Raw genomic sequence first — 14581 nt, 5'->3', positions numbered from 1 at the left:
CGGCTATATCGCCTAAGACAGCATGACGAAGCGTTCCAACTTCCTGTTCGGCGAGCCCGTGTCCAGTTCCTGACTCGGACAGTGGACGAGAATTCTCATGGCGGTGATGCGCCAGAAGGCATTCGCGTCCAACGGAATCAAGCCTCGACTATCAGTCCCAAACTACACATCACAAGAGCGATCTTCCACCCATTTGCAGATTATCCGACTGATCAGGCGGCGTCCGATATGTCCGACTCTGCCTCAAGCATTCCCACAGGTATGGACAGCGATCTCGCTATTTGTCGCAACGTGCTTAGGTTCAAGACTCGATTCATAGTTTCTCGAAGGCGATGACAAGGACGTCACGATATGCGAACGGCATTTTCGGATTTTCGGTCACGATCGATGATACATCATGAAACGTCTTGCGGTCGTTGCAGATCACAAAATCATTTGGAAGGTTCATTTCGACATCGCCGAGGAACCGCTTTGAGGCATCTGTAATCGTGCTCATACCGCCGGTGACGTTAACCCGCCCGATCATGTGAGAAACGATGAAATCCACCCCGTCCTGATGGAGTCCCTCGGGTGCTGGTTTGCCGTTTACACCGTCGCGTGCAACAATCCGGTAGGGATGAAGCTTAATATTCCAACGATCATGTCCAGCGGTTTGACATAGAATTCTGCAGAAACCTGTCAGAATCTTGTTTAAGACAGGATGATCTATAAACGATTGTTCAAAGGGCTCGAAGTAGCGCTTGAAGCCGCCATTCAAGTGGTTGATGGCTTTCGATTGCTCGTAAGGGGCATGGGGCAGGAGCCGAAAAATTCCGTCAACTGCGTCATATTCAAACGCACCATAGCGCCGGTAGCGATAGGTCCCGCCGTCACGCATGTATTCATCGAGAAGCAATCGATTCCAGTGGTCAGCAAAGTTCTTCCAGCCAGCATCAATTTCGATGCCGAAGCCGGCTTCGGTGCGCTTACCTCTGGAAAACCACCATCCATTCGTGACCAGATGATCAGTGCATTCTTGACTGAGGCTGCATAGCGCCTGGGGTGCGACCTTTTTCATGGGTGTCTCCCGTCTTGGTAATTTGGCGAGGGGGAAGTTTTAAAGGACGCTTGGTGGCTCGCGGCTTGGTGTTCCCAAAGGTGGCGGTCCGTAATGTATTTCGGCGTGCTGGCTATGATGGACCGAGGTAAAAAGCGCGTATTAGGACTATGTAGCTGACGCTCCCGCTGACGCCCTCGAGCGCGGACGCTATGGCCCGTTCGCACATCTTGTGAATAGTACTGCCCCATTCACCTGAAACCGCCTCCTGGGACCAGGCTTGCTCAAGCCCTTCCTTCAACACGATTGATCCGACGCCAAGGGAAGCGGTTTCGAGGTGCCGCAGCGCGTCCATGATGATGGCCGCTGCGGGGGCCTCGCGGACTTCGAGAACCTTTTCACCGGTTGAGATGTGTTCGAGCCCGACAAAGCGGCCGTGTCCGAATTTGCCAACTGTTTTATTCAGGAGCGGGATTGTGTCGATCAGTGCAACATCACGGTCATCAATTGACACGAGATTTCCGTCGATAAACCCGAGTTTGATCTCTACCGGCTGCTCTGCGGCAGTGTTGCGCGTCCAATCAAATGCCTCTTCCGGGATAGAAAAGTTCTCGGGATCATCCAAAGGTCCAGACTCGAATTCCCGGCACCAGAGGTTTTCGTCTCCGCTCCAGGTGCGGTCCGTCACAAAAGTCAGTCCGAACTTAGAGAGGGCGGCGGCCTTCTGCTGCCGGGAAATCACCGAGCATTCATACGGACTGCCGAAGTTGCCGGAAAATCCCGAGCGCTTGATGCTATTGTTAAGGCGCGGAAGACTATTCTGCGAAAGACTTGCTGTATGAAGAAGCAGCCGTGAGCCGATTGATGTTGCATGATCAACAATCAACGAGGCGATTACGGGACGGCTCAAGGAACTGCTTAACGGATAGTTACCAAGGTACTTGGCGTGGGCCCGAATGGCGGGTTTCACGCCTTGTTCGACAAAAGCTTCCCGCCCTTCGAGACAGACAAAGCGCGCGCCGAACCTGGCTGCCGTCTGTTCCAGCAAAGGCTTATCGACGGAAGTTCCGACATCCACCGCGACAGCTTCAATATTCGAAAAGCCAAGGCTTTGCAGCTTGTAGAGAAGGTAGGTGCTGTCGAGACCGCCGCTGAACATGGTTGCAACTGGTGCGTTTCGGTCCGGAAAAGCCTCCAGATCTTCGAAACTCAAGATGCCGCCGGTAGATGGTTTGATCGAAGTTGAGACGGGGTTCATTTGTCAGGTCCTGCTCTCAAAAAGGATGCCGGAAAAGGTTCCGGCGAGGATGAGGCCGGCACCTATCAAGCCCGTTGCGGTCAAAGATTCTGTCAGGAGAAGGTGCGCGAGGACGAAACCAAAAAAGGGTTCTGTTCCCATCAGCAAGCCAACCCGTGTCGGCGTGGATTTTCTGACCGCGGCGTTTTGAATGTAGAATGCAGCGATCGTGCAGAAGAGTGAAAGGAACGCGACGGCGCCCCAAAACTGAAGGGGGGCCTTCACAATAAGGCCGTAGATTCCGAATTGACCCACGGCTAAAACGAAAGTGAGTGTTGCCACCGCCGATCCCTGGATGGCCGTCAGTGCCGCAGACGAAATCTGCCGGCCGGCCAGAAGGCGTTTGGTGGAAACGACCATAATTGCTCGCAGAATCGCAGCCCCCAGCACAAGCGCGTCACCCGGACTGAACTTGCCGATCCCGCCAGTGAGAAGGCCGACACCGATGCAGGATATGGCGGCACTTGCCAATATGCCCGGAGGTGGAAGTCGCCCCGATAGCCCATAGTCAATGATCGGCGTGAAAATTACACAAAGCGAAATGATCAAGGCCGTATTCATTGCGCTTGTTGATGCAACACCGTAAGTTTCAGCAATAAAAATTGAAAAAAGTATTGTCCCCAATACGAGGCCACGGATGCAATCGCCCCAAGAGATCGACGCGATCTCATGTCTTGCCACCACTGCCATAAAGATCGTGGTAATCAGGAAACGATAAAGAATGAGGATCAAAACCGGCGCATAGAATAGTGCGCTTTTCGCGACCGGATAGCTCGCGCCCCAAACGAATGCGGCACCCAGTACGGCCAGGTCGGCCGAGAAGGATGAGGTCAGTGACCTCCTCGCAGGTATTGAAGCACGTTCGAAAACGTCCACGTTCAAGTATCCTTTGTGCTAGCCACCCATCCTACTGTGCAGAACGAGTCAAAACAGATTAGGCCGTCCCTATAACGTTGGTATCGCGGAACTGTCCGGCCTTCCGCGAGGCGCTCATCGATGTCCCACCACTGGACTTCATTAAGCGGCGGGACGATCGAGCGGCTTTTTGTCCAGTCGTGGCCCGCGTCGCGAGATTTTGGCGTCCCCACATGCAGTAGGGGGAGTGTTTGGTTACAAGCTCGGCCCATTCCGATTGCAACCGGAGGGCGGATTCGCATGCACAGATCTTGCTGTAGCGACTGCCTGAGGCTGTTCATGGAGGAACTCCTGCAGGTTCGTGCCGTAGGTATTTGTGATTCAGCAAAGCAAATGCCGTGCCAATCCAGAAAACCATTTTTAGACAACACGATCGCTTTGATCGTGCAGTGTTTCATACCCAACATTGTCAGAAGGCCGACAATGAGTCCGACTGCCGGGCATGCAACCGAACGCTGTGATCCTGTTATCCTGACAGGTTTCCCGCTGCAGCCCGGCTTGGCAATTCATCAGGGCCTGTCGCAAATGAAAAGTCGAAGGGCGAGGCGGCTTCCGGCTCGCAGAGCGGCCCGAACGACCTCGGCGCGGTCTCTAAGCCTCGCCCCGATGCAGCTTGGCCTACATACCGACGATCTCGTTGACTACGCGCGCAAGGAAACGCGGCACGAGCACCTTGCCGTAGTTGCGGACGCTGTACAGCTTCGTACTTTCTCCGGGCGGTGCGCGCGAACTGAAGGAATGGCTGTTTCGGGAAGCCGACTTGGCAGTGTCGAACGAGGATATTGCCCGTCGCTTCGTGGCCGACTGCCGTCGCACCCGCACGGGTCGGGAGTTCCCCGCCTGGCTCGGGCCGACACCTTCGCAAAACTCGAGGGGCGGCAGCGGATCCTCGGCTTGTCGCGTTGCTCGCCAGGAAACCCGTGCGCTTGGCGAGTGTGGCCATGGCGAACAAGATGGCCCGTGTGGTCTGGGCGATCATGGTACGCGCGAGACCTCAAGCTCGTCATGCCGCGAACCTTGCGGTGTAAGGTTGCGAAGAAGATAAATTTTAGGACAGAGAACAGGCGGGCCGATCGATCGGCTACCAGTAGGTTGTGAGAGCGACGCGATGTGATGGCGAGACTGGTCAGGCCGGGAACAGGGACAACCCGTCGAATGTCCGAGCACCATAGCCTGATAGGCAGATTGAGATCCAGTTCGCCGGTCCCATCAGGGCCAGCAGTCTCGGATGGCTGCATCAACAGGCCGGACAGAAGACTGCACCCGCCCAACGCGCCGTAACGTCCAATTACCTCTTGCATCGCGGGAGCCATCCACAGAGGACGTTTCTCGGAGAAGGCGACGGCGCTGCATGCGGAGTACCACCGACCGGCGGTCTGCCGACCGCCCGCGCTCGTGTCGGTAATGTCGAGGCTTCCTTCAGCGAATAGCGACCAACAGGAGAACTTTGACCGATCGCGGGTGCGAAGCCGCATTGGCATGTGAGCGCCCAAATAGACTGCCAAGCCACGCTCGAGTCAGCGTGCAGATCTTTGCCCAATGGCCCGAGGTGATGGGCTGCCAAACCGTGACTCTCAAGCTCCCCTCCGAAGACTGCACCAGAGGACTACGACCCGCTGCCTTCCTCTTAAACCGTCATCGCTCTGACAACACATTCTGCAATGCTCGGCGGATGTCGATGAGGCGGCTCATCACGCAAAGTAGGTATTCAGCAGGTCGGGAGGAACGAATGAACCCTGATGCTTTCCGCAGCCCAGTTTTCGTTAAGCGTGCAACGTACATCGTGCAAGAGATTGCCAGCCTGGCCGACGCCATCGATTTCCTCAACGAGTGGCCAGGAAACCGCAGAGACTTGATCCACGAAGCCGCCCTCAAGGCGTGCTATGATGCATACGACGAGCGAATACCTGTAAGCGCAGCGCGCAATGCCTTTTTCGGCTTTGCGAAACGGGCCGCTATATTGGAAGATGCAACCTCCGCGATGCAGTGGCTCGCTGCCTGCAAGTCGGGCAGTGGAAAAGTGAAAGTGTAGGCATACGCGAAATGTGCGAGGCTGGCGCGGGTAGCACGCCAAGGAGGGCACTGTGTCGAGATTTCACAGTTCGCCGAAAGCAAAAGCTTCTCAAAATCAACAGCAAAACGGCAGATCTCGCGCAACCCCCATCATAACCAGACCCACTGCACTCGGTCGCTAGGCTAGTGCCAAGTCCAGCGACGAAGATGCAGCGGAACCATTCGGCTGGCAAAGAAGTGCGACCGAGGCCTGTTGCCGTAGAGGAGGCGGAGAGATGATCGGCTTGAGCAGATTTGAGCGGCCAATGGTTGCTAAGGTTAGCCGTCACAGATCGGAGCGTATCGTGTTCGACGTCAATGACGCGGCCGCTATCTTGCTCCGTGATCTTAGTCGTCGACCGAGAAACGGAAGATACCGATGGACGCCTGTCGGCAAGTATTGCGTGGCGAGGCTCATCCACCAGCTGCACGAAGAGCTTTCGTCGCAGCCGCGCTCGAAGCAAAAATCCTGCGCAGTGACTAAAAAATGAAGCCGCGCGATATCGGTTGGCTATGCCCAGGTTCGAGCACGCCGTTCGGCTTCAGCGTCGAGCAGCCGTTCGCCGCGAAGAGGGGCACTGCGATATATTGACGGAAAGGAGAAGGGAGTTCGCGCGGCTTGTGCCCCGGAGCGGGTCTCCACACAGACGGCGCAGCAACTGGCTTCGCAGGATCGGCCTCGGATGATAGGCAGGCCGCTGGTCGCTTCCAGCACGACCCGGCAAAGCCGACGGCGCCGAGGTCGAGTTCTCGATGAAGACTTCGATGAGTCGGACCGGATTGTCCTGCATCACGTAAACGTCTAGGCACTCGGGAAAGAGTGTCGCTTGCCGGCGATCCTCGCCCTCGACAAACCGATTCATCCCATGTCGGCTCTTCTGAGCCTTGTCCACCGAGAGCGGGATTAGCCCGACCGGCCTTGGCCTGCACTGGCCGCAGCTCGATGCCGATGTGGATGTGCCGGCGCTGCTGCAAGGTGTGTTCGGCTCCAAGCGTTGCCAACGTGCCAAGAGAATCGCGGGCTCCCGCTGTTGGCCGGCCTCGTGCCAAAGTTGCTCGATGACATGGGCATGGTCGCAACCAATGCCTCCGCTCGCGCGCGAACACATCCGTGAAAGTTGATGCAATCAGTCAACAAACGTGATAGCGGCGTCCCCGCCTGCACTGATGGGTGCAATAAGCCTTTCAGATTGACGGAGATCAGGGGAATGGGGTTAACCCGACGCTTGGACGAACACGGCGATCGTCCGGCGCTGATCTTTCCCGGCCGCACGCCGATCACCTACCGCGATCTTGCGCTACGTGTCACAGCGGTGGCAGCCGAGTTCGGACCGGAGAAAAAGTTGGTCGCGGTAGCAGCCGAGCCGACGGAACACGCGGTCATCTCCTATCTGGCAGCCATGCACGGCAGGCACGCCGTCGCATTGATCCCGCCCTGCAACGCATCGGCTCTGGACGACTTCGTCGCCGACTATTCGCCCGAAATCATCTGCAGACGCGTAGACGCCCGCTGGCGCTGCCGCGCGGAAGCCGGGAAGTCCTGCATCCCGATCTCGCGGTGCTGCTCGGTACCTCCGGCAGCACCGGCAAGAGCCGGTATGAACAGTTTGCGCGCGGATCTTTCGACAAGTCATTGCTCCACGAGCCGAAACGCTTGTGGAAAAGAAGCGCGGCGCTCGGGAGGACGAATGAAGCGATATTACAAGGTCGTTCGTCCTATTGGCCATCTTGGGCTGGCTGACGTGGCGGCTCTGTGGTCGCATGACAGCAGCCGGCCACTTGGGTGTGTTGGCCGCCGCGACAGCAAATATCGCAGCGGCCGGTCCACCCGCCGAGCAAGTCATATTCTTCCACCATGTAGCTCTTGATCTTCAGCCAACTGCCGTGCCGCCAACCGGCTTCCATGGATGCAGGTCAATTCACGATTTGCTGAAACGCGCTGTTTCCGCCCGGGTGGAGCTAGCCTGTCAGTTTAGTGAAGTCGTGGCGCCGCGCGCGAACATGTGCCAGCAAATTCGTTTCGTTTACGACCCCTGATTGAAAGAGATTCAGCGTGGTCGAGGCCAGAATCTGACCGTCTATCGAAGTGCTGTACCATTTAGCGTCGGCGGTTATCTGGTCGACAACCCGCTGGCAAATCGCCCGATCTTTAGGTCTAAGGAACTGACTTTTCGGCGCTCGTAGCATCTCGACGCCTTTAAAGGGGAGTCACTTGTCTCCCAAGCGACACCCATGCGTGGGTCTCCCGAGAATGGATACTAACGCATCCAGGCCATTCGTTTGAGTGGTACGATGCGGGGCGTTGGCATCGGTGACGTGGTTGCGATCACGGCCGCGGTACGGAGGGGGGTCACCGACGACCGTATCAGTGATACAACGCACTTCCTTAGCGGGCGGCCCAGCAGCTTGGGTTAGGGGGCGGCCGCTGGGCCTGACCAGCGAGCGTTCGGGAATGCTCGACTGGCTGGTTGGTATTTTAGATAAATCTAATATAATCGAACCATGCGAACGAAGTACGCGCCGGTAAGAAAGTGGCTGGCGTCCGATTCACTTAGCGGCGCTTTTGCCTTGGGTTCTGGCGAGCTTTCGGACGGGTTTGAAGCCAATTTTGCAGATCGCCGATCTGTTACCCACAGGGACTTTTTCCTCGTCAACAAATCGTCACGATCGCCCTCAGCGGTCGCTCGGCTATGCATGGCAGCTATGGCGTAGTCGGCTCTGTTGGTTCGATAGTCTTCTCTTTGGACAGTCATCGTTTGCTCCCAGTTTCATAGCCCCTCTTTTGCCCTGGCGGGGAGATTAACTGCCGGTGCATTACGCGAGTCAATCGATGAAACGACCACTCCGCAGTCGCGAGGGCGGCGAGCAACCCTACAATTTTTAACGTTGGAACGGCTTACAGACTGCAACACAGCCGCCCTTTCGTCGGGCTGCGTTGATCGCGTTCATGTTGCCCTTCAGCTCGCCGGTCTTGGCTTCACGTGCCTTGATGTCGCGTTGTCGCATCATGCTGCCAACCGGCAACCCAAGCCAAAACACGCCGTCCACGTCACGGCGGGCGGTGCTGTCTTGTACGGCCATTATCGGCGCCAGGTCGGAATTCGTTCGGTAAAGTTCGGCTTCCAACTGGCTGCAGGACTTGCCCGCGTATACGCTGGACGAAACCAGCATGGGCTTGACGTCGGCTGGGCGAGTAGCGCAGCCCGGCAAAACGCTGATGGCTACAAACGCACATAACTTGATTCATGCCTCCCCCCAAAATGCCCGCGGCGAGCATTCGTTGAGGGCAGGACGAAGTCTAGTGCCTTGACGGCATGCGGAATATATTCCTATTCTGCGGGATGCCGCACCCTCGCCGACACGAAGCCGTTTCCGAATATCACCTCGCCAAAATTGAACGACAGGCGTGGCGCCTTGTCTCTGTCGGTCGGGGCGACGCTTTTGGACCTCAAAGTGTCCGCTGCCGACCTCGGCCCGCGGGTTGGTGAACCCGTTGAAATCATCGTTGATCTGATCGCCGCACAAAGCCTTCAGATCATCGGCAGCATCGCGGTGTCATCCGGGGTGGCGCACAACGAGAGCAACACGGTCAATCCGGCAGTGGCGGGCGGGCTGGGCTACATGAGCGTTGGGCTGACCGTCACGCCGACCCAGAACGATGTCACGTTTGGCACGAGCCTGCTGGTTCGGCTCAACATCGCTGCCGGCGTCGGTGCGAATGGCCTGTTCGTGCTCGGCTGGGCTGTCCAGAAGGCCAAGTCACGCCTGACCTACATCGGCGGGGCTCTCCAATCTGCGGCCATGGTGGCGGAGGATGCGCACCCGAAGCTTAACATCGACCCGTTCTTCCGCATTGCGGCCAGCGGCGTCACCAACGACTATGCTGGCAACCCCCTGATCGGAGCATCGGCTGGCGGGTTTCCTCCTGTTCTGGTCAACGCGCCGGCAGGCTCGCCCTTCGGCACCAAGGCCATCAAGCTGCCGGCCGGCCACGCTGCACGACATCAAGACGCCCGTAGCCGAAGCAGGGTTGACGGTGGGAGAAACTGTCTGGTGTATCTTCGCCTTCATGGCGGGGAGTGCCCAGTCCATCCAGTTCATCCACTACATTCCGGTGTCGTCCGGGGTGACCCAGACCGCTCAGATAACCAAAACGGTCAATGGCCTGACGTATATTTCGCTGCCCATCGTGGTCACCCAGAACGACGTTACCTACGGCCTTAATCACCAGCTCCGCATCCTTCCGACAGGGGCCTTGGCCGCGGATGCCTACCTTCCCGGCTGGGCCATCCAGAAGGCACCGGGCCGGCTGATCGATAACCATGGCCGGTTTGACAAACTGGCCAAGGACGTTGCCTCCGTGCCGGCCTCGCAGTTCGCCGGCAAGATCGGTGCGCACTTCGGCGATAGCATCATCGAAAGTGTCATCTGGCCGGGCATCACGCCGACCGCCAAGATTGCCCAGCGCACCGGCATGACGATCACCAACTGCGGCGGCGGCGGTACCCGCATGGCCAACCATGCTGCGAACTATGACAAGTTCTCGTTTTACCGGCTGGCCGATGCCATTGCCTCCGGTGATTTTTCCCAACAGATAGCCGCAGCAACGGTCATCGGAGGCACCTTTCCAGCGATTGCAGCGCGCATGGCATCGGTGGATTTCAGCCTGCTGGATTACCTGATCCCCTCGTTCGGCACCAACGACTTCACCGGCGCCGGCCCGACGTGCCCCATCGGCACCAATGCGGACATAACCGGGGCGACCTTCAAGGGAGCCATCAACTACGGCATCCAGACGATCATGACCGCCCGGCCGAACCTGAAGCTCATCTTCACGACGCCGATATGGCGGACGCTGGACGGCACTGCGGGAGGAGCCGGAAGCCAGCTGATCGACTACGCCAACGCCATGCTTGAGGTCTTCGCCCTAAACAGGGTGCCAGTGGTCGATCTGTACCGCCGCTTCATCATCAACCAGTTCAACTACGTTCATTGGATGGGTCCTGGAGACGGAACTCACCCCAACAATCTTGGACAGGACCTGATCGGCGGCATGATGGCGGCGGGGCTGTTCGACAACTTCTAAGTTGCGCCTAGACAATCTCGGCGCGGACGAAATGCCATGACGCCGTGTTAATGATCGTGTCCGGGGTGTAGGGATTGGTGAGTTTCACTAGCGTCCCATCAACTTCCGCGACCGTCCAGACGCCAGTTTCGTCGCTCCAGTCGCCCGGAACCGCTACAATCATGGTGATGCGGTAATCTCTTCCGATTTCGAACATTCGGCCCTCCCCACTTTTTTGGTTCGGGGCAGAATGCGCGCGTGCTTGGGTCGGCGCAAGGGTCACCGACCTCGCAGGCGCGGATGGCGTCGACCAGCGCGACAACCGCGCCACGGGCCAGGTGGATGCCATCCTCGACGTGATCTCGAGCAACCTTTTCACGGCGATGGCAAATCTACCCTAGTGGAAGTCAATCTTTTTCGACGGCTGCGCGGTGTGGCTTTTGAGACTGATGAGCGCAGGCGTGTCGATCTTCGACGCTATCCGCCGGGCCAGTTCCCGCAATTCGAAAAAGCCGTCAATACTCATCAGGCTCAACGGTGTGCCTGACGAAGTATCCCACCGCAAAGGTACTTTGTCTTGCCTGTACGAAGATCCGTTCATCTCGCAAATGGCGTCGTAAATCGCCTGTGCGATCGACATTTCGGCACGGATACGCTCTGCGTCTTTTTGGCTGTTCATAAGAATTTTTCCCCAAACCACGGTCCCCCTTAGCCGCTTTCATTAGGTGTCGCTAGATCACGCGGATGTGACACGTCGGATAAAATCGATTGATATGGCCGAGGGAGCGCACGCGGTTTTCTTTGGTCTTCGCCGTGTTGAGCGCCGTGCAAGACTCGTGCCGCGTCCATCTTGATCGCAGCGTTGAATGGGCACTATTCGCAATGTATATTGCGCCCATGAGCACTGCAGCTGACAACAATTTTTTGCTGCCGCCCCCGGCTCCAGCGTATCTGCCGGCGCGCGTCATCGGCGACCCGAAGAAGGCGGCGTAGTGGTCAGCCCGCTTCCGGATCCCGAGGTCGCGGACGAAGCGCCAAGCGAGCCCTACCTCACCCCATACGACAATAAACGCGTCGCCATGTATATGTGGCTGCTGGACGCCGCCTATGACGACGAGGATTGGCGCGTGGTTGCCAGGACTGTGCTGCATATCGATCCCGAGAAGGAACCGAAGCGGGCGCACCGAGCCTGGGAAACTCATCTCGCCCGCGCCCGGTGGATTCTCAAGGAAGGGTACAAGTTCCTGTTCCCGAGCCCCACGACTCACTGACGAGTCTGTCCGTTAGGGCCGAAATTGGGGCCGCAAGAAGATACCGACAAAAGGTTTAATGAAATCAACGGCATCTGGCGGAGGGAGTAACCGTCCGGCTGTTTTTTCGCGCCGACGTCATGCCTTTTCTTCGCACCGGTTAAAGGTTTTGGTTCCCTGGGCCAGGAAACATCGATGGGGCTCGCGGTCACCCAGGTGAAGCCACCGCATCCACCATGCGCATCAAGCGCACTGGTCAGTCGACGCGACAATACACGAGACCCCGCCGCGCAGTGCCTCCAGTTCTTTGAGACTGGCACTGATGAAGGCAAGTGCCTCGCCGCGGTTGGGAACCGGTCCCTTCTTCATAGCACGAACCCTGCTGCCACGAATTGACCCTAACTTAATTAAACGCGCTCTCATGGCGTGAAAGTGACTGTCAGCATTGGAGGCGCGGAAATTTCTCCCAATGCAGATGCTCAGGACGTCCTTCGCACTGCCGGACGGTGCCTTTTTGAAGCGAAACAACATGGACGAAATCGTGTTTCATTCGTCTATGACGCCGCCATGTTGCGGGTCGTGACGCCCTAACCTACCGCTGGCCCAGCCCTGACGCTGGCAGAGTATCGCGAGAATGGGGCCTGCCTTCCAACCGATTGCGGATGCACCAACAACCCGGCCACGTTCGACGTTTCACAGCCTGGGGCCTATTTTTCAGGTAACCGGCAATTCGTTGGAGTCCGTTCTCCTAAGTGACGCAAAAAGGCCCGCCCCATTGTCTGGAGCAGGCCCTTTGACTTGCGCGGTACTCAGAACCTTGCCGCTTCGCGAAAGATAATAGCGAATGGTAAACATCGACTGAACGTCCGTGCCGCTTCGGTGGCCTTGGGTTAGGTGCGGCCTGTCCTTGTTGCTTGGCGAGATCGGGGCGGCTGATGCCGGCTCAGTGCGACGCGGATTTCGTGCAAACCCCAACAATGCTGCCCCCGCATCGATCACCGCAAGCAGATTGGCCAGCTAAATGTCATCCACTGCAGGGCAAATTCGTTGCTCGCCGGCCGACAAATGCTGGGAGGCACTGCATGCGCGCGCTCGCGCGGACCCTGTGGTGAAAGAATTGGCGCCCGGCCGCGATTGATCAAAGTTGGGCCTGCGGACCGAGTGTCACCGCTTGCGATCGTAACATTGATGCGATCCGAATTTACTCTTTGGCTCGCGCCCAAGCTGGACGCTCAAGGATGCCGCGTCTTCGCCGATATCCTGACGCTTCAGCCCGGCGACCGGTGGCGCAGAGAAACCTCACGAACGCGAGCCGGATCGCGAGCCAGATCGAAGATGAGCTTTCCACCCCTGCATGGTACCGGAGTCTGGGCCCGTTGGCGCAGGATGGAAGTCGATCCTGATGTACGATGATACACTTCCCGTGCGTCGAGATGGGCGGACTCGAAATGAGGCCGCAGTTCGTCAACGACACCGTTGTCGCTCGGGATTGCCTGCTCGAACAGCAGATGTCCGTAATCGGCCGTCAGGCTTCGAGCTCCTTCGGCTGACTTTTGAGGGCGGCGATGAGTAGCCCCAAAAGAGCCTTCCGCCACCGGAGCAGGAGCGAGAAGTTGTAGCCAGCGGCGGCCAGGACGGCGTCGCCCTGCTGGCGGGCGAGGTAGTTGCGGCCAGCTTCTTTCGCTTCGCGCCACCAACCTTCGACCAAACCGGTGCCGTGACACCCGTTCCGAGAACAGGCGAGCCGCGCGCCGGTCCATATGCCGCGAAGGACAGACGAGCCAACATCCCGAAACTTGCTTACGTCGAACTCGCGGGAGACCGGCACCAGGGGGCCTGACACCAAGTCCTCGAATGCCCTCGATGTGTGTTCAAGATCCTAGGAAGTTCTCTCCTTACCACTGGAAGACAGCTCGTCCAGCCGCATCTGAACAGAGGCCGGTGCTCAATCAGTGCCGCGCAGGATGTGCCCGATTGACAGGCATGAGGGAAGCCCAGGTCCTTAGTCCACAACGCTGTGACGAGCGCGACAACCGCGGCGGGGTTAGCCAGCTCACAGTTCAAGTCGATGGCTCAACTGTTGCATGGGGAGAGCTCTTACTTCTCGCTCCAAGTGCGGACGCGGCGCACGAGCTCGGAAGTTGAGATCCCGTAGCGATCGTGAAGCGTCGGCAGCGCGCCAGCGTCGAGGAACTCGTCCGGCAGGGCGATCTGCCGAAAGACTGGGGCCACTCCCTCCCGCATCAGCAGCGCGGCGACACCTTCGCCCAGCCCACCGATGATGGTGTGGTTCTCGGTCACTATCATTAGCCGTCCCGGACGGCGCGCCGCGGCAAGTATCGTCTCCGTGTCCAGAGGCTTGATCGTCGGAACGTGCAGAACGGCGCAGCCGATCCTGTCGGCTTCAAGCGCCTTCGCCGCCTCCAGCGCGCGCATGGTCATCAGGCCGCTTGAAATGAACAGCACATCCTCACCCTCGCGCAACAGGCGTGCCTTGCCGATTTGGAATGTGTAATCGTACTCGTCGAGCACGACAGGGACCTTGCCGCGCAAAAGCCGCATGTAGACCGGCCCGTTGTAGTCCGCGATCGCCTCCGTGGCCTGTTCGATGTCGAGCGCGTCGCAAGGATCGATGATCGTCAGGTTCGGCATCCCGCGGAAGATCGCGATGTCCTCCGTCGCCTGGTGGCTGGGGCCGTAGCCGGTCGTCAGCCCCGGTAAGGCGCAGACGATCTTCACATTGAGTTTCTCCTCGGCGATCGCCATGCAGATGAAATCGTAGGCCCGCCGCGATGCGAAGACGGCGTAGGTGGTGGCGAAAGGCGTGAAGCCCTCCCGCGCCAAGCCGGCGGCGGCGCTCATTAGCACCTGCTCCGCCATGCCCATCTGATAGAAGCGGTCCGGATGCTCCTGTGCGAAGACATGGAGATCGGTGTATTTCGCGAGGTCCGCCGTCAGGCCAACTA

At 58.2% G+C, this 14581-nt stretch carries 14 protein-coding genes and 2 pseudogenes; 8 read left to right on the top strand and 8 right to left on the bottom strand.

Annotated elements, in window-relative coordinates:
- Positions 1–313: 313 nt before the first annotated feature.
- The 3 genes from NKH05_RS29020 to NKH05_RS29010 all read right to left on the bottom strand — a co-directional run bounded on the left by NKH05_RS29020 (position 314) and on the right by NKH05_RS29010 (position 3209).
- Entirely contained in the window at positions 314–1057 is a 744-nt protein-coding gene (locus NKH05_RS29020; RefSeq protein ID WP_352780866.1) for a 2OG-Fe dioxygenase family protein, read from the bottom strand.
- Between the two features lie 112 nt (positions 1058–1169).
- Complete coding sequence (locus tag NKH05_RS29015) at positions 1170–2294, bottom strand: argininosuccinate synthase-related protein (protein WP_353016954.1); 1125 nt, start codon at positions 2292–2294, stop codon at positions 1170–1172.
- 3 nt (positions 2295–2297) lie between these two features.
- Positions 2298–3209, bottom strand: a complete 912-nt coding sequence (locus tag NKH05_RS29010) for a DMT family transporter (RefSeq protein ID WP_352780869.1) — start codon at positions 3207–3209, stop codon at positions 2298–2300.
- A gap of 914 nt (positions 3210–4123) precedes the next feature.
- On the opposite strand from NKH05_RS29010, the pseudogene NKH05_RS29000 reads away from it, so the two are divergent.
- From NKH05_RS29000 to NKH05_RS28980, 5 genes and pseudogenes are all read left to right on the top strand, one after another.
- Positions 4124–4276, top strand: a pseudogene (locus tag NKH05_RS29000) (IS110 family transposase); the annotation flags it as partial.
- A gap of 701 nt (positions 4277–4977) precedes the next feature.
- Complete coding sequence (locus tag NKH05_RS28995) at positions 4978–5280, top strand: DUF982 domain-containing protein (RefSeq protein WP_352509682.1); 303 nt, start codon at positions 4978–4980, stop codon at positions 5278–5280.
- Positions 5281–5679: 399 nt separating this feature from the next.
- A complete protein-coding gene (locus NKH05_RS28990; RefSeq protein ID WP_352509683.1) occupies positions 5680–5784 on the top strand; it encodes a DUF982 domain-containing protein in 105 nt (34 codons plus the stop codon).
- A gap of 401 nt (positions 5785–6185) precedes the next feature.
- A complete protein-coding gene (locus tag NKH05_RS28985; protein ID WP_352509685.1) occupies positions 6186–6422 on the top strand; it encodes a DUF2442 domain-containing protein in 237 nt (78 codons plus the stop codon).
- 639 nt (positions 6423–7061) lie between these two features.
- A complete protein-coding gene (locus NKH05_RS28980; RefSeq protein WP_156948355.1) occupies positions 7062–7337 on the top strand; it encodes a hypothetical protein in 276 nt (91 codons plus the stop codon).
- Positions 7338–8180: 843 nt separating this feature from the next.
- Here the strand turns inward: NKH05_RS28980 and NKH05_RS28975 are convergent.
- Entirely contained in the window at positions 8181–8471 is a 291-nt protein-coding gene (locus NKH05_RS28975; protein ID WP_353016959.1) for a hypothetical protein, read from the bottom strand.
- Positions 8472–8714: 243 nt separating this feature from the next.
- Between NKH05_RS28975 and NKH05_RS28970 the strand changes: the two genes are divergently transcribed.
- Positions 8715–9524 carry a hypothetical protein gene (locus NKH05_RS28970; RefSeq protein ID WP_353016962.1) on the top strand — a complete coding sequence of 270 codons (810 nt, stop codon included), beginning with the start codon at positions 8715–8717 and terminating at the stop codon, positions 9522–9524.
- Positions 9427–10386 (top strand): SGNH/GDSL hydrolase family protein, encoded by a 960-nt coding sequence (locus tag NKH05_RS28965; protein WP_353016965.1) that lies wholly within the window; start codon positions 9427–9429, stop codon positions 10384–10386. Before NKH05_RS28970 ends, NKH05_RS28965 begins: the two co-directional genes overlap by 98 nt.
- A gap of 7 nt (positions 10387–10393) precedes the next feature.
- On the opposite strand, the gene NKH05_RS28960 is transcribed toward NKH05_RS28965, so the two are convergent.
- Together NKH05_RS28960 and NKH05_RS28955 are read right to left on the bottom strand one after the other, a co-directional pair.
- Entirely contained in the window at positions 10394–10582 is a 189-nt protein-coding gene (locus NKH05_RS28960) for a hypothetical protein (RefSeq protein ID WP_023722438.1), read from the bottom strand.
- Positions 10583–10762: 180 nt separating this feature from the next.
- Positions 10763–11044, bottom strand: a complete 282-nt coding sequence (locus NKH05_RS28955) for a hypothetical protein (protein ID WP_023722439.1) — start codon at positions 11042–11044, stop codon at positions 10763–10765.
- Positions 11045–11357: 313 nt separating this feature from the next.
- Here NKH05_RS28955 and NKH05_RS28950 point away from each other — a divergent pair, with 313 nt between their 5' ends.
- Positions 11358–11636 (top strand): hypothetical protein, encoded by a 279-nt coding sequence (locus NKH05_RS28950; RefSeq protein WP_023722441.1) that lies wholly within the window; start codon positions 11358–11360, stop codon positions 11634–11636.
- A 1504-nt stretch (positions 11637–13140) separates the two neighbouring features.
- Here the strand turns inward: NKH05_RS28950 and NKH05_RS28945 are convergent.
- Together NKH05_RS28945 and NKH05_RS28940 are read right to left on the bottom strand one after the other, a co-directional pair.
- Positions 13141–13287 (bottom strand): annotated as a pseudogene (locus tag NKH05_RS28945) (IS5/IS1182 family transposase); the annotation flags it as partial.
- A 425-nt stretch (positions 13288–13712) separates the two neighbouring features.
- Positions 13713–14581, bottom strand: an 869-nt coding sequence (locus NKH05_RS28940; RefSeq protein WP_353026703.1) for a transketolase family protein, incomplete at its 5' end; no start/stop codon positions are given.

It is taken from the genome of Mesorhizobium sp. M1399 (genome assembly GCF_040317735.1).
In the GTDB taxonomy this organism is placed as follows: domain Bacteria; phylum Pseudomonadota; class Alphaproteobacteria; order Rhizobiales; family Rhizobiaceae; genus Mesorhizobium.
This window is presented reverse-complemented; position numbering and strand designations above follow the sequence as displayed.

Coding starts and splice junctions, on each gene's coding strand:
- NKH05_RS28960 (WP_023722438.1), bottom strand. CDS start 10,582: ATGTTCGAAATCGGAAGAGATTACCGCATCACCATGATTGTAGCGGTT.
- NKH05_RS29015 (WP_353016954.1), bottom strand. CDS start 2,294: ATGAACCCCGTCTCAACTTCGATCAAACCATCTACCGGCGGCATCTTG.
- NKH05_RS28955 (WP_023722439.1), bottom strand. CDS start 11,044: ATGAACAGCCAAAAAGACGCAGAGCGTATCCGTGCCGAAATGTCGATC.
- NKH05_RS28995 (WP_352509682.1), top strand. CDS start 4,978: ATGAACCCTGATGCTTTCCGCAGCCCAGTTTTCGTTAAGCGTGCAACG.
- NKH05_RS29020 (WP_352780866.1), bottom strand. CDS start 1,057: ATGAAAAAGGTCGCACCCCAGGCGCTATGCAGCCTCAGTCAAGAATGC.
- NKH05_RS28975 (WP_353016959.1), bottom strand. CDS start 8,471: ATGCTGGTTTCGTCCAGCGTATACGCGGGCAAGTCCTGCAGCCAGTTG.
- NKH05_RS28990 (WP_352509683.1), top strand. CDS start 5,680: ATGGACGCCTGTCGGCAAGTATTGCGTGGCGAGGCTCATCCACCAGCT.
- NKH05_RS28980 (WP_156948355.1), top strand. CDS start 7,062: ATGACAGCAGCCGGCCACTTGGGTGTGTTGGCCGCCGCGACAGCAAAT.